The sequence below is a fragment of the Streptomyces sp. NPDC127177 genome, assembly GCF_042672475.1.
Taxonomy (GTDB): domain Bacteria; phylum Actinomycetota; class Actinomycetes; order Streptomycetales; family Streptomycetaceae; genus Streptomyces.
On the sequence record NZ_JBHXUW010000004.1, the window covers coordinates 130,516 to 150,984 of the forward strand.

General features: G+C 69.3%; 24 protein-coding genes. 15 read left to right on the forward strand and 9 right to left on the reverse strand.

All coding sequences use genetic code 11. The annotated features are described in order from the left end of the window. Nucleotides 1-170: 170 nt before the first annotated feature. Genes ACFVJX_RS05075 through ACFVJX_RS05085 form a run of 3 tightly spaced genes read right to left on the reverse strand, consistent with a single transcriptional unit; the run spans nucleotide 171 to nucleotide 3,652 of the window. Complete coding sequence (locus ACFVJX_RS05075; protein ID WP_384123945.1) at nucleotides 171-935, reverse strand: phosphatase PAP2 family protein; 765 nt, start codon at nucleotides 933-935, stop codon at nucleotides 171-173. A gap of 6 nt (nucleotides 936-941) precedes the next feature. Beyond that, a complete protein-coding gene (locus ACFVJX_RS05080) occupies nucleotides 942-1,895 on the reverse strand; it encodes a YihY/virulence factor BrkB family protein (protein ID WP_384123947.1) in 954 nt (317 codons plus the stop codon). Further along, nucleotides 1,895-3,652: a diacylglycerol kinase family protein gene (locus ACFVJX_RS05085; RefSeq protein WP_384123949.1), complete on the reverse strand. Its 1,758-nt coding sequence runs from the start codon at nucleotides 3,650-3,652 to the stop codon at nucleotides 1,895-1,897. The genes ACFVJX_RS05080 and ACFVJX_RS05085 overlap by 1 nt, the downstream gene beginning before the upstream one ends. 254 nt (nucleotides 3,653-3,906) lie before the next feature. On the opposite strand from ACFVJX_RS05085, the gene ACFVJX_RS05090 reads away from it, so the two are divergent. The 8 genes from ACFVJX_RS05090 to ACFVJX_RS05125 all read left to right on the forward strand — a co-directional run bounded on the left by ACFVJX_RS05090 (nucleotide 3,907) and on the right by ACFVJX_RS05125 (nucleotide 12,540). Further along, nucleotides 3,907-4,290: a VOC family protein gene (locus tag ACFVJX_RS05090; protein ID WP_384123951.1), complete on the forward strand. Its 384-nt coding sequence runs from the start codon at nucleotides 3,907-3,909 to the stop codon at nucleotides 4,288-4,290. Nucleotides 4,291-4,342: 52 nt separating this feature from the next. After that, nucleotides 4,343-4,774: an SRPBCC family protein gene (locus tag ACFVJX_RS05095; protein WP_384123952.1), complete on the forward strand. Its 432-nt coding sequence runs from the start codon at nucleotides 4,343-4,345 to the stop codon at nucleotides 4,772-4,774. 100 nt (nucleotides 4,775-4,874) lie between these two features. Further along, nucleotides 4,875-5,696, forward strand: coding sequence for a FadR/GntR family transcriptional regulator (locus tag ACFVJX_RS05100; protein WP_384123954.1), 822 nt, complete (start codon nucleotides 4,875-4,877; stop codon nucleotides 5,694-5,696). Nucleotides 5,697-5,943: 247 nt separating this feature from the next. Further along, entirely contained in the window at nucleotides 5,944-7,254 is a 1,311-nt protein-coding gene (locus tag ACFVJX_RS05105) for an ABC transporter substrate-binding protein (RefSeq protein ID WP_384123956.1), read from the forward strand. Next, nucleotides 7,254-8,216, forward strand: a complete 963-nt coding sequence (locus ACFVJX_RS05110) for a carbohydrate ABC transporter permease (RefSeq protein ID WP_384123958.1) — start codon at nucleotides 7,254-7,256, stop codon at nucleotides 8,214-8,216. The genes ACFVJX_RS05105 and ACFVJX_RS05110 overlap by 1 nt, the downstream gene beginning before the upstream one ends. Next, a complete protein-coding gene (locus ACFVJX_RS05115) occupies nucleotides 8,213-9,070 on the forward strand; it encodes a carbohydrate ABC transporter permease (RefSeq protein WP_384123960.1) in 858 nt (285 codons plus the stop codon). The genes ACFVJX_RS05110 and ACFVJX_RS05115 overlap by 4 nt, the downstream gene beginning before the upstream one ends. A 94-nt stretch (nucleotides 9,071-9,164) precedes the next feature. After that, nucleotides 9,165-10,379, forward strand: a complete 1,215-nt coding sequence (gene manD / locus ACFVJX_RS05120) for a D-mannonate dehydratase ManD (RefSeq protein ID WP_384123962.1) — start codon at nucleotides 9,165-9,167, stop codon at nucleotides 10,377-10,379. 106 nt (nucleotides 10,380-10,485) lie between these two features. Then, nucleotides 10,486-12,540 carry a prolyl oligopeptidase family protein gene (locus ACFVJX_RS05125; protein ID WP_384123964.1) on the forward strand — a complete coding sequence of 685 codons (2,055 nt, stop codon included), beginning with the start codon at nucleotides 10,486-10,488 and terminating at the stop codon, nucleotides 12,538-12,540. On the opposite strand, the gene ACFVJX_RS05130 is transcribed toward ACFVJX_RS05125, so the two are convergent. After that, entirely contained in the window at nucleotides 12,509-13,918 is a 1,410-nt protein-coding gene (locus ACFVJX_RS05130; protein WP_384123966.1) for an MFS transporter, read from the reverse strand. The genes ACFVJX_RS05125 and ACFVJX_RS05130 overlap by 32 nt on opposite strands. A 546-nt stretch (nucleotides 13,919-14,464) precedes the next feature. Further along, nucleotides 14,465-14,599, reverse strand: coding sequence for a DUF4259 domain-containing protein (locus tag ACFVJX_RS05135; protein WP_384123968.1), 135 nt, complete (start codon nucleotides 14,597-14,599; stop codon nucleotides 14,465-14,467). Nucleotides 14,600-14,752: 153 nt separating this feature from the next. On the opposite strand from ACFVJX_RS05135, the gene ACFVJX_RS05140 reads away from it, so the two are divergent. Then, nucleotides 14,753-15,205 carry a hypothetical protein gene (locus ACFVJX_RS05140; protein ID WP_384123970.1) on the forward strand — a complete coding sequence of 151 codons (453 nt, stop codon included), beginning with the start codon at nucleotides 14,753-14,755 and terminating at the stop codon, nucleotides 15,203-15,205. 27 nt (nucleotides 15,206-15,232) lie between these two features. After that, nucleotides 15,233-15,778: a hypothetical protein gene (locus ACFVJX_RS05145; protein WP_384123972.1), complete on the forward strand. Its 546-nt coding sequence runs from the start codon at nucleotides 15,233-15,235 to the stop codon at nucleotides 15,776-15,778. Here ACFVJX_RS05145 and ACFVJX_RS05150 read toward each other — a convergent pair. Beyond that, complete coding sequence (locus tag ACFVJX_RS05150; protein WP_384123974.1) at nucleotides 15,733-16,146, reverse strand: GNAT family N-acetyltransferase; 414 nt, start codon at nucleotides 16,144-16,146, stop codon at nucleotides 15,733-15,735. The genes ACFVJX_RS05145 and ACFVJX_RS05150 overlap by 46 nt on opposite strands. Before the next feature lie 168 nt (nucleotides 16,147-16,314). Here ACFVJX_RS05150 and ACFVJX_RS05155 point away from each other — a divergent pair, with 168 nt between their 5' ends. The 3 genes from ACFVJX_RS05155 to ACFVJX_RS05165 all read left to right on the forward strand — a co-directional run bounded on the left by ACFVJX_RS05155 (nucleotide 16,315) and on the right by ACFVJX_RS05165 (nucleotide 17,802). After that, nucleotides 16,315-16,947, forward strand: coding sequence for a hypothetical protein (locus ACFVJX_RS05155; RefSeq protein ID WP_384124078.1), 633 nt, complete (start codon nucleotides 16,315-16,317; stop codon nucleotides 16,945-16,947). A gap of 77 nt (nucleotides 16,948-17,024) precedes the next feature. Then, nucleotides 17,025-17,180 carry a hypothetical protein gene (locus ACFVJX_RS05160; protein ID WP_384123976.1) on the forward strand — a complete coding sequence of 52 codons (156 nt, stop codon included), beginning with the start codon at nucleotides 17,025-17,027 and terminating at the stop codon, nucleotides 17,178-17,180. A gap of 313 nt (nucleotides 17,181-17,493) precedes the next feature. Then, nucleotides 17,494-17,802: a hypothetical protein gene (locus ACFVJX_RS05165; protein WP_384123978.1), complete on the forward strand. Its 309-nt coding sequence runs from the start codon at nucleotides 17,494-17,496 to the stop codon at nucleotides 17,800-17,802. Nucleotides 17,803-17,838: 36 nt separating this feature from the next. Here the strand turns inward: ACFVJX_RS05165 and ACFVJX_RS05170 are convergent, their stop codons facing one another. From ACFVJX_RS05170 to ACFVJX_RS05180, 3 genes are read right to left on the reverse strand one after another with little or no spacing between them, the layout of a single operon-like run. Then, complete coding sequence (locus ACFVJX_RS05170) at nucleotides 17,839-18,111, reverse strand: hypothetical protein (RefSeq protein WP_384195314.1); 273 nt, start codon at nucleotides 18,109-18,111, stop codon at nucleotides 17,839-17,841. Beyond that, nucleotides 18,105-18,317, reverse strand: coding sequence for a hypothetical protein (locus ACFVJX_RS05175; RefSeq protein WP_384123982.1), 213 nt, complete (start codon nucleotides 18,315-18,317; stop codon nucleotides 18,105-18,107). The genes ACFVJX_RS05170 and ACFVJX_RS05175 overlap by 7 nt, the downstream gene beginning before the upstream one ends. After that, entirely contained in the window at nucleotides 18,314-18,925 is a 612-nt protein-coding gene (locus ACFVJX_RS05180; protein ID WP_384123984.1) for a TetR/AcrR family transcriptional regulator, read from the reverse strand. Before ACFVJX_RS05180 ends, ACFVJX_RS05175 begins: the two co-directional genes overlap by 4 nt. 143 nt (nucleotides 18,926-19,068) lie before the next feature. Here ACFVJX_RS05180 and ACFVJX_RS05185 point away from each other — a divergent pair, with 143 nt between their 5' ends. Together ACFVJX_RS05185 and ACFVJX_RS05190 are read left to right on the forward strand one after the other, a co-directional pair. After that, entirely contained in the window at nucleotides 19,069-19,803 is a 735-nt protein-coding gene (locus ACFVJX_RS05185; RefSeq protein ID WP_384123986.1) for an SDR family NAD(P)-dependent oxidoreductase, read from the forward strand. Nucleotides 19,804-19,835: 32 nt separating this feature from the next. Then, nucleotides 19,836-20,459: an NADPH-dependent F420 reductase gene (locus ACFVJX_RS05190; RefSeq protein ID WP_384123988.1), complete on the forward strand. Its 624-nt coding sequence runs from the start codon at nucleotides 19,836-19,838 to the stop codon at nucleotides 20,457-20,459. Nucleotides 20,460-20,469: the final 10 nt, after the last annotated feature.

Below are 20,469 nucleotides of genomic sequence, written 5' to 3' on the forward strand. Positions count from 1 at the left end.
GTCTCCCGGGCGAAGCGGCGGTACGAGGTGGGCTGTTGGCCGCAACGCCGCGGGAGGCCGGATGATTCCCGTCCCGCACAACCCGGCCACTCTGCGGCGGACGCGGTACGCGGGGCCGAACCGAACCCGCGACACGCCGCGCGAGGATCGGATCAGGTCGTGCGCGGAGTTCAGTGCTCCGGGGACGACTCGGTCAGTTCGGGCTCCAGGCCCTCGGCCACCGTGCTGTGGCGGCGGCCGGAGTCGGCGCGCCAGGCTTCGAAGGCCCAGGCGGTCGACGCCACCACGGCCAGGCCGAGGAGCCACCCGCCGACCACATCGCTGAACCAGTGGACGCCGAGCGCCACCCGCGTGAAGCCCACGCCGACCACCGAGACCACAGCCACGATCCAGCAGAGCGCCCGCCCCGCGCGGGGCGCCATCGGCAGCAGTACGAGCAGCATGACGGCCAACGAGGTGGTGGCCGTCATCGCGTGACCGGAGGGGAAGGAGAAGCCCGGTGCCTGGGCCACCGGGTCCGCGAGGGAGGGCCGGGCCCGCTCGACCACCGTCTTCACCAGCAGCCCCGTCACTGCGCCGGCCACCGCCGTCACGGCGGACCAGGCGGCCAGCCGCCAGGCGCGGCGGTGGAGCAGCCAGGCCGTCAGCAGTACGACCAGGCAGCGCAGCGTCGCGGGGTCCCAGACCCAGTCGGAGAGGAAGCGCAGGGTGCTCGTCCACCCGGGGTGTTCGAGCGCCGTGTCGTGCAGCCGCCGCGCCGCGCCCGCGTCCACGCTGCGCAGCGGGCGCCACCGGCCCTCGACGAGGACCAGGAGAAGGGCGAAGGGAACCGCGGACACCGCCGCGACGACGGCGGCGCCGAGCAGTCGTGCCCCGAATCTGCGGTCGGCCGCCCGGGCACGGCGTTCACCAGGACGCAGGACAGTGGCGCGCATGGACGATCACGCTCCCGGATCGGGCAGGACAGGACCGGGCCGCAGGGCGCGGGCGGCCTCCAGCTGGGCGGCAAAGGACAGTCCGAGGAAGAGTGCGATGGAGGTGAGGTAGGCCCAGAGCAGGAGCGACATGAAGGCGCTCAGGGGGCCGTAGACCGTGTCGAAGGATCCGCTGACCGAGAGGTACAGGCTGAGCAGCCAGGTCAGTGTCGTCCACAGCACCAGGTAGAGGGCCGCCCCGAACGCCAGCCAGGTGTAACCCGGTTGCGTGCGACGGGGGGAGCGGCGGAAGATCGCGCTCGCGGAGATGAGGACGAGCAGCAGCCCGCACGGCCAGCGCAGCAGATCCCACGAACCCCTGGCTCCGTCGCCGAGGTCGTAGACCGTCACGGCGGCCGCGACGAGGTCGCCGCCGACCACCATCAGGACGAACCCGAGGCCCAGCGGGATGCCCGCGGTCAGCGCCATCACGAGGCCCCGGAAGTACTTCTGATGGAAGGGGCGGTCGCGCTCGACACCGTAGATCCGGTTGGCTCCCCGTTCGATCTGGCACATGGCGGTCGTGACGTTCACCAGCGAGAAGGCCAGGCCGAACCAGAGAGTGAGCTGGGAGCCCTCTCCGGCGCGCCGCCGGCTCCGGTCGAGCGCGTCGTCGACCACCTCGGCGCTCGGGCCGGCGGCGATGCGGTGAATCGTCAGCTCCGCCAGCCTCCCCACGTTCTCCGTGTGCAGGGAGGCGGACAGCCCGACGAACGCGATGACGAGTGGTATCACGGCGAGGACCGTCTGCAGGGCGAGCGCACGGGAGTGGCTGAAGCCGTCGGCGTAACGGAACCGGACGAAGGAGTCCCGCACCAGCGGCCAGCGGCCGTATCGCCGCAGTGATGCCATCGCCTCGTCGGCGGAGAGCTCGTCGCCCGCCATGGCATGGGTCTGCGGTACCCGGGTCGCGGTGCCCATCAGTTGGCCTCCGCCGGAAGCAGCACGGTCAGCGCCCCGGGCCGTGCCTCGGCGACCAGCAGCCGGCCCGGCCGCACCGGATCGCCGTCGCACTCGCGCGGCTGCACCGAGGTGAAACGGAGTTCGGCGCGGCGGAAGGTGAAGTACTCGACCGGGGTGCCGGCGTCGGTGCCCGTGCTGTCGGCGGGAAAGCTGCCGTGCGCGGCCGGGCGGGGCGGCTTCGAGCGGCCGCGCAGCAGTGTGCCCGCGGCGCGCAGCCAGCCGCTGGGGCCGTGCGGGTCGAAGACGGCGAGGTCGAGCAGCCCGTCCTCGGGGTCGGCGGCCGGGACGAGGGCGGCGCCGCCCTGCACCCTGCCGATGTTGGCGAGGAGCACCATCCGGGCGGTGCGGTGCAGGACCGTCCCGTTGTCGAGTCGGATCGACACGGACATCCGGGGTGCTCGCAGACTGCTCACACCGGCCACCACATAGGCCGGCCAGCCGATGACGGATTTCGCCCGGTCCCCGGTGTTCTCCAGCATCGCGGCGTCCAGACCGGCACCCGACATGGCGGTGAAGTGGGTGGCCGGGAGGGAGTCGCCCTCGATCCGGCCGAGGTCGATCGGGCGGGGGGTGCCACCCAGCGCGGCGTCCAGGGCGTCGGCGGGTGAGAGGGGCAGGCCGAGGTTCCGGGCCAGCAGATTGCCGGTTCCGCAGGGCACCACGGCCAGCGGAACACCGGTCCCGGCCAGCGCGTCCGCCGCGGCCCGGACGGTTCCGTCGCCGCCGCAGACCACGACGAGCGAAGCGCCGTCGCGGACGGCGGCTGCCGTCTGACCGCCGCCCGGATCGTCGGCGGTCGTGGGGACGAACTCCGGGGAGTGATGGCCGTGCTGCTCCAGAATCAGCCGCAGGGTCGCGTGTTCCGCCTCGTCGGCCAGCGTCGGGTTGACGATGACGACGGTGTGGCCCGTGGCACGTTCCGAACGCTCCGCCGCGGCCGTCAGCGCGACCTCCATGGCGTTCGACGGAGCGGGCGTGGGGCTGGCGTCTTCGGTCATCAGGGCGCGGCCGACGATCAGCAGGGACAGGCCGCCGTTCAGCAGCCCGCCGAGGACGTCGGTGGGATGGTGCATCCCCCGGTAGAGGCGTGCGACGGCCACCAGCAGCGGGAGGAGCAGCAGCAGACCGCCGACCGCCTTCCGCCACGGAGCCCGCACGCGGGTGAGCACCAGAACGGCCAGACCCGCGTAGAGGGCGGTGGCGGCTCCCGTGTGCCCCGAGGTGTAACTGGCCGTGGGCGGCGAGGCGTCGAGGCGCTCCACATCCGGCCGGTCGCGGTCCACGGACGTGCTGATGACCAGGAACACGAGGGCCTGGAGCGAGACGGACACGGCGAGGAACACCGCCTCCCGCCACTTCGGCAGCCGGGGTATCAGGATCAGGCCCAGACAGGTCAGGGCGGTGATGATGATCACCGTGGCGGTGTTGCCGGCCTCGGACGCGATGAAGGACACGTCGCTCAGGGGCCCCGTGCGCAGCGACTCGAACCCCTCGTTGACGTGGTCCTCGACGTTCAGCGGCCATATCCCGCGGGCGGGGCCGGTGATCAGCAGGCCGAATCCGACCATCAGGGCGGCCTGGCAGACGGTCAGCGCACCGATCCGGACCGCGGCCCGGCCGCTGCCGCTGGTGAGGGCGGGCGACCGTCCGGGCCGGGAGGCGGCAGGGGACTCCGTGGTCCGGTGGACCGGTCTTTCCGGCAGAGCGGTAGGCATGACGCTCCCAGTGTTCGGCGTGGTGCGGCGGCTGTGGTCGTCCGGGAGCGGAGGACCGTCCCGGTGATCCGCCGTGTGCCCCGGATTCCGTCCGTCAGGCATCCGTGCGCGATGCGCGGGCTCCGCGCCCCCACCGGACCCCGCCCGCGCCGGCCGGTCCGCGCTCATTCGGCAGGACCCGGGTGTGCCCTTCTCCGGTGCGGGTACGCGGACCGGAGTCCGGCGACCGGATGCCGGCCGACAGGAGGATGGCGATGGCGGTACCGAAGACGAGCGTGCTGGTACTGGACTGCGCGGAACCGAAGGAACTGGCCGATTTCTACGCCACGTTGCTCAACGCCGAGATCCGTCCGGGGCACGACCCCGATGTCGTCGAGATCGTCGGCCACAGCGGAGTGCATCTCGCGATCCGCAGGGACCACGGATACGCCCCGCCCAGCTGGCCGCGGCCCGACGACTCCCAACAGGCTCATCTGCGGATTCTGGTGGCACGCGAGGACATCGACGAGGCGGAGCGCGAGGCCGTCGGCCTCGGTGCGCGTCCCCTGGACACGAAGTACAACGGGGGCGCCCGCGACACGCGTCTGTATTCCGATCCCGCCGGACACCCGTTCACTCTCGCCACACAGGACACGTGAGATTCGCCGCAGGCTCGAATCCGCGAAACCCACAACCTTTGAAGGAGCTCTCATGTCCTCCTCGATCGTCGAGACCGTCGATATCAAGGCTCCGGTCGCCATCAGCTGGGCACTGTGGAGCGATGTGGCGTGGTGGCCCAAGTTCCTCAGCCACGTGCAGCGGGTCGATCCCCTGGACGAGCGCCGGTTCGCCTGGCAGCTCGCCCTGCCGGGCGCCGACAAGAGCTTTGTCGCCGAGCTCACCGAGGTCGTGCCGGAGGACCGGATCGCCTGGAAGACGACGGAGGGCGTCCACCACGCCGGAGTCGTCACCTTCCATCGTCTGGACGACGAGTCGAGCCGGTTGACCCTGCAGATCGAGTACGACCCCAAGGGGTTCGTGGAACGCCTGGGGGCCCTCACCAATCTCGACTCGGTCCTGGCCAACTACGACCTCGGCGAGTTCCAGAAGCTGGCCGAGCGGACGGCGTCGGGAGACATCTGAACGTCCTTGCTCACACCGGTGCCGGGACGAGGGCCGAGGGCCCGTACGCGGCCGGGTCGCCGGTCGCGTACGGGCCCCGACCGGCCTGTACGCTGCGACCATGCAGCCGTCCGCCCCCTCCTCCCCGTCAGGCTCCGAGCGGCCGGGTCCGGTCGCCGACCCCGCCCGGCGCGGGCTCCTGACGGAACGCATCGCCCGTCAGCTCGAACACGACATCAGGTCCGGGGAGATCGCCGTAGGGACGAAACTCCCCTCGGAGCGCGAGCTCGCCGCCCAGTTCGGTTCGAGCAGGAACGTCGTGCGCGAGGTGCTGCGGCGGCTGGAGGCCCAGCACCTGATCGAAGTGGCCCCGGGGCGGGGCTCCTTCGTCCGCGAACAGTCCTCGGGGCAGGCCAGGGGGTACGACGCGCTGTACCGGGCGGGCCGGCCAACCGTCCGGCAGCTCATCGAGGCGCGGATCCCGTTGGAGGTCGAGATGGTCAGGCTGGCGACCCAGCGGGCGACCGACGAGGACATCGCCGTCATGCGGTCAGCCCGCGACGCCCTGGAGGCGGCGACCGACGTCGTCGTCAAGGCGCAGGCCGACATGGACTTCCACGACGCCATCGCGGTGGCGAGCAAGAACCCGGTACTGCGGATCATGCTGTCCTCGATCAGCGGGATGATGTTCGAGATGATGCTCCGCTCGAACTCCGATCCGTCGATCGGCGAGGAGGGTGTGCCGCACCACCCGGAGATCTTCGAGGCGGTCGAGGCACGGGACGTGGACCTCGCCTGCGCACGCATGCGGGAGCACCTGCTGCTGGGCCTGCGCACGTACGGGCCGGATCTCGACCTGCAGGTCGACACCATGGCCCGCAACCACATCGAGACACTGCTCGGCCAGACCGAGGGCCGCCGGGGCGGCAGAACGGGCGAATAGCCCGTCGCTCCTCCCGTCGGTCGCCCTGTCGCCCTGTCGCCCTGTCGCTCGTCCCGGCGGGCCTCGCGCGGAGGCAGGAATTCCACTCAGGGGCTGGTCGGCAGGCCTCTTCTGCTGTTACGGTCCCGTCTGAACCATCTGGTCCTACCAGTTGGACCAGATGGTCGGGCGGTGCGGGCAGGGACGCGACGCGCACTGCACGGCACCACGGGACTCCGCACGACACCGCAGAGAGACGAGGACAAGGATGTCCACGAGCAGCCTGCTCCTGAGCCGGCGCGCCTTCGGAAGGCTGGCCGCGGGAGCCGCCGGGGCGGGGGCGCTGAGCGCCTGTTCGGCCGGGGGAGGGAAACCGTCCGCCGGCACCCCGCTGCGGATCATGGCGATCAACCATGTGTGGTCCCAGGCGATCAAGCGCCGTATCAAGGAGTTCGAGGAGCTGAGCGGACGGCGGGTCTCGATGACCCTGCTCACCGCCGACCAGCTCTCCAGCAGCTACAACGTCAAGCTGAACGCGTCCGGCACCGACGTCGACGTGATGATGGTCCGCGCGCTCCAGGAGCAGCTGGTCTTCGGCCACAACGGCTGGCTCGCCGACCTCAGCGACCGGGTCAGCGGTGACGCGCACTTCGACTGGGCGGACTTCCAGAAGGCCCCGCGCGAGGCGTCCGTGACCGCCGGGAAGGTGCTGAGCGTCCCGGTCGTGACCGAACGCCCCGCGCTCTACTACCGCAAGGACCTCGTCGAGGACCTCGGCGGGCCGCCGCGCACCCTCGACGCGCTGATGGACGCGGCACAGGAGCTCACCCGCGGCAAACAGGGCTTCTACGGCTACGTCGGCAGGGGCCAGCGCAGCGGCGCGGTCTCCCAGTGGTCGAGCTTCCTCTACTCGCACGGTGGCGACTTCGTCGTCGACGGGAAGTCCGGCATCGGCAGCCCCGAGGCACTGGCCGCGTACGAGTACTACGGCAGCCTGCTGGCCAAGGCCGGCCCGCCGGGGGCGACCAACATGAGCCTCGAACAGGCGATGCCGATCTTCGCCCAGGGCAAGGCGGCGTTCTACATCGACGCCGACGCGATCTACAGCAGCTTCCTCGACCCGAAGGTGTCCAGGGTGCGCGAGAAGGTCGGCTTCGCACCCTTCCCGGCCGGACCGGCCGGCGCCAAGCCGCACAACATCCCGTCGTGGAGCCTCGGCATCAACACCTTCTCCCTGTTGCGCGACGACGCCTGGGAGTTCATCAGGTGGGCGGCCGGTCCCGAGATGTCGGCCGCGCTCCAGTCCGACGGCATACCCGGCGCCCGCTCCTCGGTCTGGTCCGACCCGAAGACGCTGGCCTCCTTCCCGCCGGACCTCGCCGAGGCCATGCGCGTCAACGCGGAACGCGGCCGCGGCTACGACCGCCCCCAGGTACTCCAGGTCGGCCGGGCCCGCGACATCGTCGGCCGTCCGCTCGTCGCGGGCATCCTCGGCCAGTCCGTACCACCCGTCGTGCGCGACGCGGACGCGGAGTTCGCCGAGTTCCTCGTACGCGACAACCGCCACAAGGAGTCCTGATGTCCGCCACCGAGGTCTCCACGCCCCGCGCCGCGGCCCGCCCGACGGAGGCGAAGCCGTCCCGCGGACGCCGTCCACGCACCTTCGAGCAGGCCAACCGGCGGCTGAAGTGGGCGATGCTCGCCCCCGCGCTGCTCTTCGTCGGCCTGATGATCGTCTTCCCGCTGGCCTTCACCCTCGACCTCAGCCTCACCGACGCCTTCGGCGCGGTGAACGCCGGCAAGAGCCACATCGGCCTGCGCAACTTCGTCGACGCGCTGGAAGACACCCGCAGGTTCTGGCCGGCCGCCCGCCGCACCCTCGTCTTCACCGTCGGCGCGGTCCTGCTGGAGACGGTGCTCGGCCTCGCCCTGGCGATGCTGATGCGCAAACCGTTCCGGGGGATGCGCTGGGTGCGCACCGTCCTGATCATCCCGCTGCTCGCCACCCCCGTCGCGATCGGCATCCTGTGGCTGCTGATCCTCGACCCGACCAACGGCATAGCCAACCACCTGCTCGCCGGCGTCGGCCTGCCCCGGCAGGAGTTCCTGGGCTCGGTCAGCCAGTCACTGCCGACGCTGATGCTCATCGACGTGTGGCAGTGGACGCCGATGATGACACTGCTGCTGCTCGCCGGGCTGACCACGCTGCCCGAGGAGCCCGAGGAGGCCGCGCTGGTCGACGGGGCGAACAGCTGGCAGCGGTTCCGGCACGTCATCCTGCCGATGCTCGGCCCGACACTCGCCACCGCGCTGGTGCTGCGCGCCGTCGACGCGCTGAAGACCTTCGACATCCTCTACGCCACCAAGGGCGCCGGCGGCGGCTCGGACTTCGAGGTGGAAACCCTCAACGTCTACGCCTACGGCCTCACCTTCGACTACCAGGAGTACGGACTGGCCGCCGCCGTCCTCGTCCTGTTCACGCTCTTCATCATCGGTGTCGTGGTGCTGCTGCGCCGCCGTGGCGGAAGGAAGAACGCATGAGTGCCACCGTCTCCCGAGCCCCGCACACTGTCCCCAGGGCCCGCAGGCGCCGGACCGGGTCGTGGCTGCGAGGCACCGCCATCACCATCGTGACGCTCGTCTTCGCGCTGCCGATCGTGTGGATGTTCGCCGCCGCGTTCAAGACCAACGTGCAGGTCACCGACCCGTCCGTCGGCCTGTGGTTCAGGCCCACCCTGGACAACTTCCGCAGCATCGTCGAGGCCGGGCAGATCGTGCGGTCGATGGGCAACTCGCTGCTCGTCGGAGTGGTCTCGACGGTGCTCTCCGCCGTCATCGCCGTACCGGCGGCCTGGGCTGTGGGCCGGTTCAACATGCACCGCACGGGCTCGGTGATCCTCGTCGCGCGCATCGTGCCGGCGATCTCACTGCTGGTCCCCTGGTACTACCTTTTCGCGCGGATGGGCCTCGTCGGCTCCTACACCGTGCTGGTCCTGAGCCACATGTTCGTCTCCGTCCCGCTCATCATGTGGATCATGATCAGCTTCTTCGCGGGGCTGCCGGCCGAACTGGAGGAGGCCGCCCGCACCGACGGCCTGAGCGCCTTCGGAGCCTTCTGGCGCATCTCCTTGCCACTCGCCGCACCGGGCACCGCGACCGCCTCGCTGCTGGCCTTCGTCTTCAGCTGGAACAACTTCATGTTCGCGCTGGTCTTCGCCGACGACCGGACCCAGACCGTGCCGGTGACCCTGTTCAACTTCATCTCCTACGCGAGCACCGACTGGGGCGGCCTGATGGCAGCCGCCACCCTCATCACCGTGCCGGTCGTACTGGCCGCCGTCCTCGGACAGAAGTACCTGGTCGCCGGGTTGACCTCCGGCGCCACCAAGGGCTGAGAAGCCGTTGCCCGGGAACGGCCGGAGCGCAGGCCTCGCACACACCCGCCCCGGGCCGACCCACACCTCCCACATCCGGAAAGAGAACACACGCATGAAGATCGTCGACGCGAACGTCGTCGTCACCAGCCCCGGCCGCAACTTCGTCACCCTGAAACTGACGACCGACGAAGGACTCACCGGCCTCGGCGACGCCACCCTGAACGGCAGGGAACTCGCCGTCGTCAGCTACCTCACCGACCATGTGGCACCGCTGCTCATCGGCCTCGACCCGCACCGGATCGAGGACACCTGGCAGTCGCTGTACCGGGGCGCCTACTGGCGGCGGGGACCGGTGACGATGGCCGCCATCGCCGCCGTCGACGTCGCGCTGTGGGACATCAAGGCCAAGGCGGCGGGACTCCCGCTCTACCAGCTGCTCGGCGGAGCCAGCCGTGAGCGCGTCGGCACCTACGGACACGCCAACGGGCGGGACATCCCCGAACTCCTCGACTCCGTGCGGGCCAGGCTGGCCGAGGGCTACCCCGCCGTCCGTATCCAGTCCGGCATCCCCGGTCTCAAGGCCGTCTACGGGGTCTCCGACACCGACGACACCGGTGTACCGGTTCTCCACCAGCAGGCCCGCCCGCTGGTGGAGGACTGGGACACCGAGGCCTATCTGCGCCACATGCCGGCCGTCTTCGACGCGGTACGCACCGAGTTCGGCCCCGAACTGCCACTCCTGCACGACGCCCACCACCGGCTCACCCCGGTCCAGGCCGCCCGGCTCGGCAAGGACCTGGAACCCTACCGGCCGTTCTGGCTGGAGGACTGCACACCGGCCGAGAACCAGGAGGCACTGCGCCTGGTACGCCGGAACACCACCACACCGCTGGCCGTCGGCGAGGTCTTCAACACGGTGCACGACTACCAGGCGCTGATCACCGAGCAGCTGATCGACTACGTACGGTCCGCCGTCACCCACTTCGGCGGCGTCACACCGCTGCGCAAGCTCTTCGACTTCGCGGCCCAGTACCAGATCAAGAGCGCCGTGCACGGGCCGGAGGACATCTCCCCGGTCGGAATGGCCGCCGCCGTCCACCTGGACCTCGCCGTCCACAACTTCGGCATCCAGGAGTACTCGGGCCACACTCCCCTCACCAAGGAGGTGTTCCGGCACTCCTACACCTTCACGGACGGGTACCTGCACCCGGGGGAGGCCCCCGGTATCGGGGTGGAGCTTGACGAGGAGCTGGCCGCCGCGCACCCGTACGAGCAGGCGTACCTGCCGGTCAACCGACTCCACGACGGGACCGTCCACGACTGGTGACCCGCCGCCGGCCCCATGGCGCGGCGGCATCACGAAGGGGAACGCACGTCCGGTCATTGGGCGGATGTGGTCCCGCCGCGCCTCCAGGGCCTGCACAATTCGGTAGGTGACCGATGAAGACCCGTACCTGGAAGACCCGTACCTGTGGCTGGAGGACGTCGAGGGTGAGGCCGCGCTCGCATGGGTGGCCGAACGGAACGCCGAGACGGCGGCCGCACTCGCCTCCGGCGCCGGGTTCACCCCCCTGAAGGAGCGTCTGCGGGAGGTGCTGGACGCCTCGGACCGTATCCCTTACACGGTCCGGCGCGGTCCCTACCTCTACAACTTCTGGCGGGACGCCGGGCATGTGCGCGGAGTGTGGCGGCGTACGACGCTGGAGCAGTACCGCAAGGACGCCCCCGAGTGGGAGGTCGTCCTCGACGTCGACGCGCTCGCCGAGGCCGAGGGCGAGAAGTGGCTGTGGGCCGGAGCGCGGGTACGGCATCCGGACCACGACCGGGCACTGGTGTGCCTCTCGCGCGACGGCGGGGACGCCGTCGTGGTCCGCGAGTTCGACCTCGGCACCCGGACGTTCGTCGAGGACGGCTTCCGGGTGGCGGAGGCGAAGACGAGGATCGGGTGGATCGACGCCGACACGGTCTTCCTCGGCACCGACTTCGGTCCTGGCTCGCTGACCGACTCCGGGTACCCGCGGACCGTGCGCAAGTGGCGACGCGGCACATCACCGCAGGAGGCCACCGTGGTCTTCGAGGGCCGGGCCGCGGACGTGTCGGCCGGTGCCTGGCACGACAGCACACCCGGTTTCGAACGGGACTTCGTCGTCAGGTCGCTGGACTTCCACCACAGCGAGATGTACCTCCTGGCCCCCGACGCCTCACTCGTCCGGATCGACGTCCCGGACGACGCGAGTGCCTACGCCCACCGCGAGCACCTGATCGTCACCTTGAGGTCGGACTGGCTCGGACACCGCGCGGGCTGCCTGCTGGCCTTCGGCTTCGACGCCTTCCTCACCGGCGACCGCACCGCCCGGGTGCTGTTCACCCCGGACGAGCGCACGGCCCTCGCCGGGCACACCTGGACCCGTCATCACCTGATCCTGGAGACGATGCGCGACGTCAGCACCCACATCGAGGTGCTGACCCCGGCCCCCGGTGGGGAATGGACCCGCGAACCACTCGCGGACGTACCCGCGCTGTCCGCCGTCAGCGTCGTCGACACGGACCCGGACGTCTCCGACGAGTACTTCCTCGACGTGTCGGGATTCCTGCAGCCCTCCACCCTCTACCACGGCCATGTCGGCGCCGACTCGGAGATCCTCAAGCAGGCCCCGGCCCGCTTCGACACCGCCGGTCTGACGGCGGAACAGTACTTCGCGACCTCCCAGGACGGCACACGGGTGCCGTACTTCGTGATCGGCCCCGACCGCTCCGAGGGCTCCGCCGCCCCCGGCCCCGCCCTGCTCTACGGGTACGGGGGCTTCGAGGTGTCCCTCACCCCCTACTACGGCGCGGTCGCCGGCCGGGCGTGGCTGGAGGACGGCGGCACCTACGTCATCGCGAACATCCGCGGCGGCGGCGAGTACGGCCCGGACTGGCACCGGGCCGCACTCGGCGCGGAGCGGTCACGGGCCTTCGAGGACTTCGCGGCCGTAGCCGCCGACCTCGTCGCCCGGGCCATCACCACCCCGGACATGCTGGGGGCCGCGGGAGGAAGCAACGGCGGCCTGCTGATGGGCGCGATGCTCACCCGCTGCCCACAGCTGTTCGGCGCGATCGTCGCGCAGGTACCGCTGCTGGACATGCTCCGCTTCCACGAGCTCCTCGCGGGGGCGTCCTGGATCGCCGAATACGGCAACCCCGACGACGAGGCGGACCGCCCTCACCTCCGCGAGCTCTCGCCCTACCACCGGCTCACCGCGGACCGGGTCTATCCGCCGGTACTGCTGACGACGTCGACCCGTGACGACCGCGTCCACCCCGGCCACGCCCGCAAGGCGGCGGCCCGGCTGCGTGAACTGGGACACCCGGTCCTGCTCCACGAGAACACCGGCGGTGGCCACGCGGGCGCCGGAGACAACGAGCAGGCCGCCCACAACAGCGCCCTGATGTACACCTTCCTGCGGCAGCACCTCACTCGACCGGTTCGGCCGGCCTCCGGCTGACCGTACGGGCGTCCGCGGACACCGCCGCGGGCGCCCCCTGACCGGCCGTCGGCTCGACGCCTGCGAGATCGCGGTGCCGCGTCTCCTTGGCGCAGACGACAGCCAGCACTGTGATCAGCACCGCGGCGATGACGTACAGCGCGATGGGCGTCGAACTGTCGTAGTCGGCGAGCAGAGCCGTGGCGATGAGCGGAGCCGGGGCGCCGGCGGCGACCGACGAGAACTGTGCGCCGATCGACGCGCCCGAGTACCGCATCCGGGTCGCGAACATCTCCGAGAAGAAGGCCGCCTGCGGCGCGTACATAGCCCCGTGGAAGATCAGCCCGACGGTCACGGCGAGCAGGAGACTCCCGAAGCTCCGGGTGTCGATCAGTGCGAAGAACGGGAACATCCACACCCCGACCCCCACCGCGCCGACCAGATAGACGGGCCTGCGCCCGACCCGGTCCGACAGCGCGCCCCACATCGGGATGACGGCGAAATGGACGGCCGATGCGATGAGGACGGCGTTGAGCGCCGTCTGCTTGCTCAGATCCGCCGCCGTTGTCGCGTAGACGAGGATGAACGCCGTGATGACGTAGTAGCTGATGTTCTCCGCCATCCTGGCGCCCATGGCGATCAGTACATCCCGCCAGTGGTGCCGCAGCACGGCCACGACAGGCATCTTCTCCGTCGCCCCGGCCGCGGCCTTGCGCTCCTCGGCCTGGGCCAGTGCGGCCTTGAACAAGGGCGATTCATCGACGGAGAGACGGATCCACAGACCGATGACGACCAGAACACCGGAGAGCAGGAAGGGAATACGCCAGCCCCAGGCCTCGAAGGCCGAGTCGGGCATGACCGCGGTCAGCGCGGAGAGCACCCCGGTGGCGAGCAACTGCCCCGCCGGCGCACCGGTCTGCGGCCAGGAGGCCCAGAACCCACGCCGTTTGGCGTCGCCGTGCTCGGACACCAGCAGCACGGCCCCGCCCCATTCACCGCCGAGCGCGAAGCCCTGCACCAGCCGGAGCACGGTGAGCAGCACGGGTGCGGCGGCCCCGACGGTGGCGTGGGTCGGCAGCAGCCCGATCGCGAAGGTCGCCCCGCCCATCATCAACAGGCTGAGCACCAACAGCTTCTTGCGGCCGAGCCGGTCGCCGTAGTGCCCGAAGACCAGCGCGCCGATCGGCCGGGCCGCGAAACCGACGGCATAGGTGAGGAAGGACAGGAGGGTACCGACGAGCGGGTCGGAGTCGGGGAAGAACAGCTTGTTGAAGACGAGGGCGGCCGCGGAGCCGTAGAGAAAGAAGTCGTACCACTCGATGGTGGTGCCGATGAGGCTGGCTGCGACGATGCGCGGGAGGCTCGAGGTACGTGGGGGAGCGGTTGCTGGGGTGGCCATGGGTACCACTTCCGGACGGTGGGCGGGGACGAATCCGTGTGGCCACACCGTAGGAAGGGGCAGGTCAGGGGCGTATGTTGCGGGACACCATAGTTCGGGTTGCCGGTGTGCGGTCCGGTGCTACGAGGAGGGGCGCGAGCCCGTTTCCGCTTCGGGGGGCAGCTGCGGGTGTGGCGCGGTGTCTTCGAGTGTCGTCGAAGATGTGGGTGCGTTCTCCGCAGCGGCAGCGTGTGTCGAGGTCCTCTTGAGGAATAGTCAAGACCTGTGGAAGCGGGCCGCAAGCGCGCGTACCGGATCATCACCGAACCGGCATGGGACTAGGCACGGAAGAACCAGCCGAAAGAAGGCTGTTGGCGGGGTGGTTCCCAGTAGACGGTTCACTCGGCCGTGGCGGCATGAGCGAGGTCCACCACTGCTACGACGAGCGTCTGGACCGTCGCGTCGCCACCAAGGTGCTGCGCCCCTCTTCGACGGCGGCCGTCACGACTTCGCCGGATAGCTCGGAGGCTGCAGAGATCCTCGATGGGCTGGAGCGCGACCGCGCCTTCACGATGTCGGTGATCTGGTTGGTGGAGCACTGCGGACTATGCCCTCACGTTCGCCTGCAGCTGCCTCATCAAGGCCACCGCCAAAGTCCGCTGCAGTGTCGTTGTCGAAGGAGCCGACGTCCCAAGTGGCCATGGTCTCCCCTGATCACGATGTTGACCGGGGCATCCTGACAGAGGCCGTGCAGTCCAGAGCGGGGTCTCAGCCACATGTGACTGGTCGAGACAGCGGTCACCTGGCCTCGATATCCGTCACCGCGTCAGCTCCGCGGGCTGCCATCATGTTCAGATGGCCCACAACATAGTGTTCTTCCTCGCCGCCGACGACGAGACAGCTGCCGCGACGCGCCTGCGGGGACCTGGTGAGGCCTTTGAGTCAGTGACCTGCCATTTCATTGAGCCAGACAGTGCCATCGCCGACTGGGACATGTACTTCCAGAAGCCTTCGGCCGAGGCCCCACCGGTCGGACAACTCCTTGGGTGGGCGTGGCCGAAGTGGGTCACTGCCCCATTGAACGACGGCGTTGAGGTGTTCGCCCTGCCGCAGCGTTTGACCCGGGCACTGGCCAACGCGAGCTCCGTCGAGCTGGAAGAGCTTGCAGGGCGCTGGACCACGCGCCTCCGATCCGAGGATGGAGAGGATATGACTGACGATGACCTGCTGGCAGTCCTGCAAGGCGTTGCCCGCCTCGCAGCGTCTGCGGTGAATACGGATGGCGGTCTCTACAGCTGGAGCTTCTGACCGTCCCTCCGCGAGGGGCGCTCGTTCTTGACGCCGCGCCATGAAGTCATCTGTCTTGGCGAGCCATCCGAGACGGCCCGCCGTTTTCTCTGCCGCGAAGGGATCGCACCGCGTGGTCCCTATGTCCCGTGGGCCATCCTCCTCAACCGCGAAGCCCTTATTGCAGCAGACGCCCGACCGGTTCCCTATCTCTCAGGCGAGGAGATGGATGCGACCAATGACCTGTCGGCCACGTTCCGGGCCCGACGGGTTCGCTACGAGCGAGGACGTGCCGACTGGCTACATGAACGAGAGTGGCGACTCTGCTTTCAAGAGGGCCGGACTCCTGATTTCCAGCTCACCGCTGCCGTTGTCGCCGGTGTCATCGTCGGCGAGCAGGGTTGGCTACCTCTGAGTAACTTCGATGAACAGCCGATGCCGGACCAGCTTTTTTCAACTACCCCGAAGCCCTCGACGGGAAGCCTCGTTGGTGGTGGGACGGGGAGGGAGGACCTTATGGAGGACGGGAAATTCGAACTCCGCCGTCCCTACGACTTCGAGAATTGGTTCCTCATCGACTTCATGATGGGCTGATACACCCCCAGATCGGATAGTCCCAAGCTGTATCGTTCGGCCACCCGACAGGACAGAGGCAGGCAGGACAGGAGAGAGACACGGCCCAACAGAGCATCCCTGTCGTCGTCCACCACTGCCCAGTGTCCAGCTGTCTCTTGCTGCCGGCTGCTCCGCCAGCCCTCGATCCACTCCCGCGCCTCGTCCACGTAATCAGCCCGCCGTGCATGCCGGCGCTGGATCGCGGGGTCCTGAAATGCCTCCATCACCGCCGGAGCATCGGTGGGCGGCCAAGCGCGCAGCATCGCATCGCTTCCAACTCGCAGAAGTGGCTGAGCGGTTCCGGCTAGTGCACCGTTTGGAAGCGCGGGGGGAACCAGGGAGGGCATACCCAGCAGTCTCCCAGGGAGTTCTGTGCCAGGTGTCGACGTACACCCGTATCTGCTCAGGTCGGTACAACCGAAAGTGCTCAGCTTCCTTGACCGAGACGAGGGTGCTCGGCGTAAACGGGAGGCGACACAGGCGTGGGACGCGGAATACTTCGCCGGGTGACCGTGATGCAGCCCGTACTGGAGATATACGCAGCTGACGGCTTCGACCTCTGGCCTGTCGCCGAGGTCGAATCGTTTGGCTTTCTGCCTCTCAGTGGTGAGCTCTCACCCGCTGAGGTCGGGTTGGCCGTGATGCGCATCGCCAGCTGCAATGACATCGCCCCGGACGGCAACCGCCCGCCTCGCCCGGCCGACGCACTTGACTCGTTCCTTCACGGACTGCTGACGTTCGACAACCTCTTCGCCGCCGGCGGCCTGCGGGTCACCGATACCTCTACAGGCGTTACCTTCCTGCCCGGCTGCTGTGATGGTCTGGAGGACTGGCGCGACTGGCACAAGTGCATCGACAATGGCAGCCTGCTCGGATTTGGCCACGACCCCGTGTCACCGGTTGCAGAGCGCCTCGGCGACACCGTCCGGCTCACTGTCAACGCCGAGCAGAGCGACAGTCCGGTGCTCGTGCTGTCCGTCGCTGAGCTCCGCAACCTGCTCGCCGGTGCCGAGCGTGACCTGGCCGACTTCCTGGATCTGGCAGCCGATTGGGCCTCAAGGCACCTGCCTGGCCACTGCGCTCTCGTCATAGCCGCCCTCGCCCGCGCCGTCGACCTTCCTGCGCCGGCAATACCGCCGGAGGCGTAGGGCGGCGAGCCTGACTTCGCCGCCCAAGAGGCGGGGCCCTGGATTGTCTTGGTGTGCGACGCGGGGAGCACGTTCGCGTGACCTCCCTGCTGCTGGAGAACCTGGCCTGGTGGGACCGCGGCAGGGACCGGATCACCACCCGGTGGATGGAGTCTTGCTTCAGCGCCCTCGACGATGACTTCGCCGCCGGCAGCGACCCGGCCCCCGGCCATGGGGCTGCACAGACCAGCTGACCCACCCCCGTACAACCGCCCGGGCGGGCCGGTGCAACCGCTGCCACCTCCGGGCCGCCTCAGATTCTTCGTCGAAGGAGACGTGTTCCATGTCCGTGTTCGCTGACCCGACGGAGGCGCAGGTCAGGAAGCGTGTGTCCTCCCCGCCGACGCGGGGGTGATCCGGCATCAAAGCAGCTGGCAATCTCGCGGGAGCCCTTGCCAACCGCTACCGCCCGTTGGCGTTGTCCGAACGGGAAGCCCCGAGTACCGGGCGCAGGCGTACCGCTGCTTCCTCGACGCCATCACGGCGAACACCTTGCCGACCCACTGGGTGCGCAACCTCCACGGCCAGGGCTACGGAAGCAAGGATGACCTTGTTAGCCACCTCCTGACGCGCCAGGTTGATGCCAACATCGAGCTGATCTGCGCTCTTGACAGCATCCGACTTTGCGCTCTTGAGTACGTCATCAAGAAGGCGGAGGAGTTCATGGCCCTGTGGTCCAACAACGCCGAGTTGGAGCAGGAAGACCTCTCGGCCCTCCTGCAGGCCACAACGGTCGCGCGCATGGCGTTTCTTGGTGTGGCGCGACATGACCTCGACTACGAGCCGAAGAAGTGGCACCTTCTGGCCGTTCATTAGGCAAGTGCGTTGTCGGGCAACAAGGTGTCGACTGCTTTAGAACACGTGCCCGACCCTCCCAGAGAGGACCCTCATCTCCAGTACCTTCTCATCGTGGTCGCGGAGCATCCGTATGATGGTGGCCGCTGACGGGTGCTGGCCATTCCTCTTCCCGGTGGAGATGACGAGCCTCTCGGTGATCTCCCGCAGGCTCGCCGCAGCGTAAGATCCCTGGCTTTCCCGGTTCCGGGTCGCCATGTACGCAGCGTCTGATGTCGCCCCGATCGTCTCGTCCGAGTTGTCCGGCAGAGCGCTGAGGCTGTTCAGCACTTGGCAGCGTGCGGCGCCAGCAGCTGCCAGGTCGGCGGACCCTCGGGGGCCGCCGGCCTCCCCGGCGGCTTCTGCTGCTCTGACTTCAGCAGGCGTGCGGCCAGTTCCGTGAAAGCCAGCAGGTCCGGGCCAGGTGTCGGGCGGCTGGTGTCGCGTACCAGCGGGTGCAGCCGCGCGTCCGGCACGGCCGCGGAGTGCCAAGTCAACTCGGCGCTTCCTCCCGTCGCCGGTCATCGCCGTGGGTGGCGGGGATGGCGTTTTCGATGAGGGCGGCGGCGATGGCGGCGGCGGTGGGAAAGGCGTCGGCGTTGAGGACCCGGGTGCGGGCCGCGGCGCCGTCGATGAGCAGCGCGAGCTGCTCGCCGAGTTGTTCAGGGTCGGCAGCGCCGGCTTCGCGGGCGGTGTCGGCGAGCCGCGCGGCGACGGCCTTCTTGTAGTCGCGCGCGTACTGGGACGCGGGGTGCTGGGGGTCGTGGAGTTCGACGGCGGCGGCGATGTAGGGGCACAGCGGGGTGGTGGGGGGGATATCGAAGGCGGCGAGGAGCCGTTCGCGGGGTGTGAGGTCGGTGCGGTCGAACACGCCGGACAGCACGGCGGGGTCGAACCGGCGCAGGTACTCGGCGACGAGTTGGTCCTTGCCGGTGAAGTGCTGGTAGGCCGTGCGCTTGGACACCTCGGCCGCCGCGCAGAGCTGGTCCATGCCGGTGCGGTTGATGCCCTGCTCGCGGAACAGTTGCTGGGCCGCGCCGATGATGCGCTCGCGAGCGCCCCGGCCGCGGCGGCGGCCCGTGGGGCCCTTCTCCAACTCCGTCATGGGCCCAGCGTACCGCAGCTAGGTAACGACCGGTGTACATAGTTGCGCCCCAGTCACCCGCCCCGTACGTTAAGCACACAAGGCGGTGTACTTAGCGCCGTCGCCCCAGGCACACAGGGCACCACCGACCCAAGGGAATGACTATGGGAAAGCTCGACGGCAAGGTCGCGGTCATCACTGGCGGCACCACCGGCATGGCGCTGGCCGGCGCGAAGCTGTTCGTCGACGAGGGAGCGCACGTCTTCATCACCGGCCGCCGCCAGGACGCCCTGGACGAGGCCGTGAAGCAGATCGGCCGCAACGTCACCGGCGTCCAGGGCGACGCCGCCGATTTGGACGACCTGGACCGCCTGTACGACACCGTCAAGCGGGAGAAGGGAAGCCTCGACGTGCTGTGGGCCAGCGCCGGAGGGGGCGAGCCGGCTCCGCTCGGCGAGATCACCGAGGCCCAGTTCGACACCTGGTTCGGGCTCAACGCCCGCGGCACCCTGTTCACCGTCCAGAAGGCCCTCCCGCTCTTCAACGAGGGCGGCTCCATCCTCATGACCGGCTCCAACGCCTCCCTCGGCGCCTTTCCCGGCTGGAGCGTCTACGCCGGCAGCAAGGCCGTCCAGCAGGCATGGGCCCGCGTCTGGCTCAACGAGCTCAAGGACCGCCGCATCCGCGTCAACGTCCTGACCCCCGGCCAGGTCGCCACCGCCAAGCAGGCAGAGCTCTTCGACGAGGCCACCAAGCGCCAGTTCGAGTCCCTCATCCCCCGCGGCCAGATGGGCCGCCCCGACGAGATCGCCACCGCCGCCCTCTTCCTCGCCTCCGACGACTCCAGCTACGTCAACGGGATGGAACTCGTCGCCGACGGCGGCACCACCGCCATCTGAACCGAAAAACCACAACCAGGACAGGACACCTCATGAGCAGCATCAGCATCATCGGCACCGGGAACATGGCCCGCACCATCGGAACGCGGGCGATAGCGGGCGGCAACACCGTCGAGATCACGGGCCGCGATCAGTCCAAGGCCGCCGACCTGGCCAAGGCTCTCGGCGGCGGCGCCACGACGGGTGAGTGGGGCACCGCCCCGGCCGGGGACATCGTCATCGTCGCCCTGTTGTACGACGGCGTCGTGCCAGTCATCACCCAGTACGGAGACGCTCTCGCGGGCAAGGTCATCGTCGACATCAGCAATCCCTTCAACTCCACGTTCGACGGGCTGGCCCACCGGGAGGAGACCTCGATCGCGCAGGAAGTCGCCAAAGCGGCCCCGGCCGACGCCAACGTGGTGAAGGCGTTCAACACCGCATTCCGCCATGTCTTGGAGAAGGGTCGGCCCGATGTCTTCATCGCCGGCGACAACGCGCAGGCCAAGGCAAGTGTGGAGGCGTTCATCGAGACCCTCGGGCTGCGCCCGCTGGACGTCGGCGGCCTGGCAATGGCGCACTGGCTGGAAGGAGCGGGCGTGGTCACTGTGGGCCTCGCCAACCACGGGGTGGGGAACCTGGACTTCGCCCTCAGCATCACCGAGCTTCCCGTCTGAGCCAACGGTT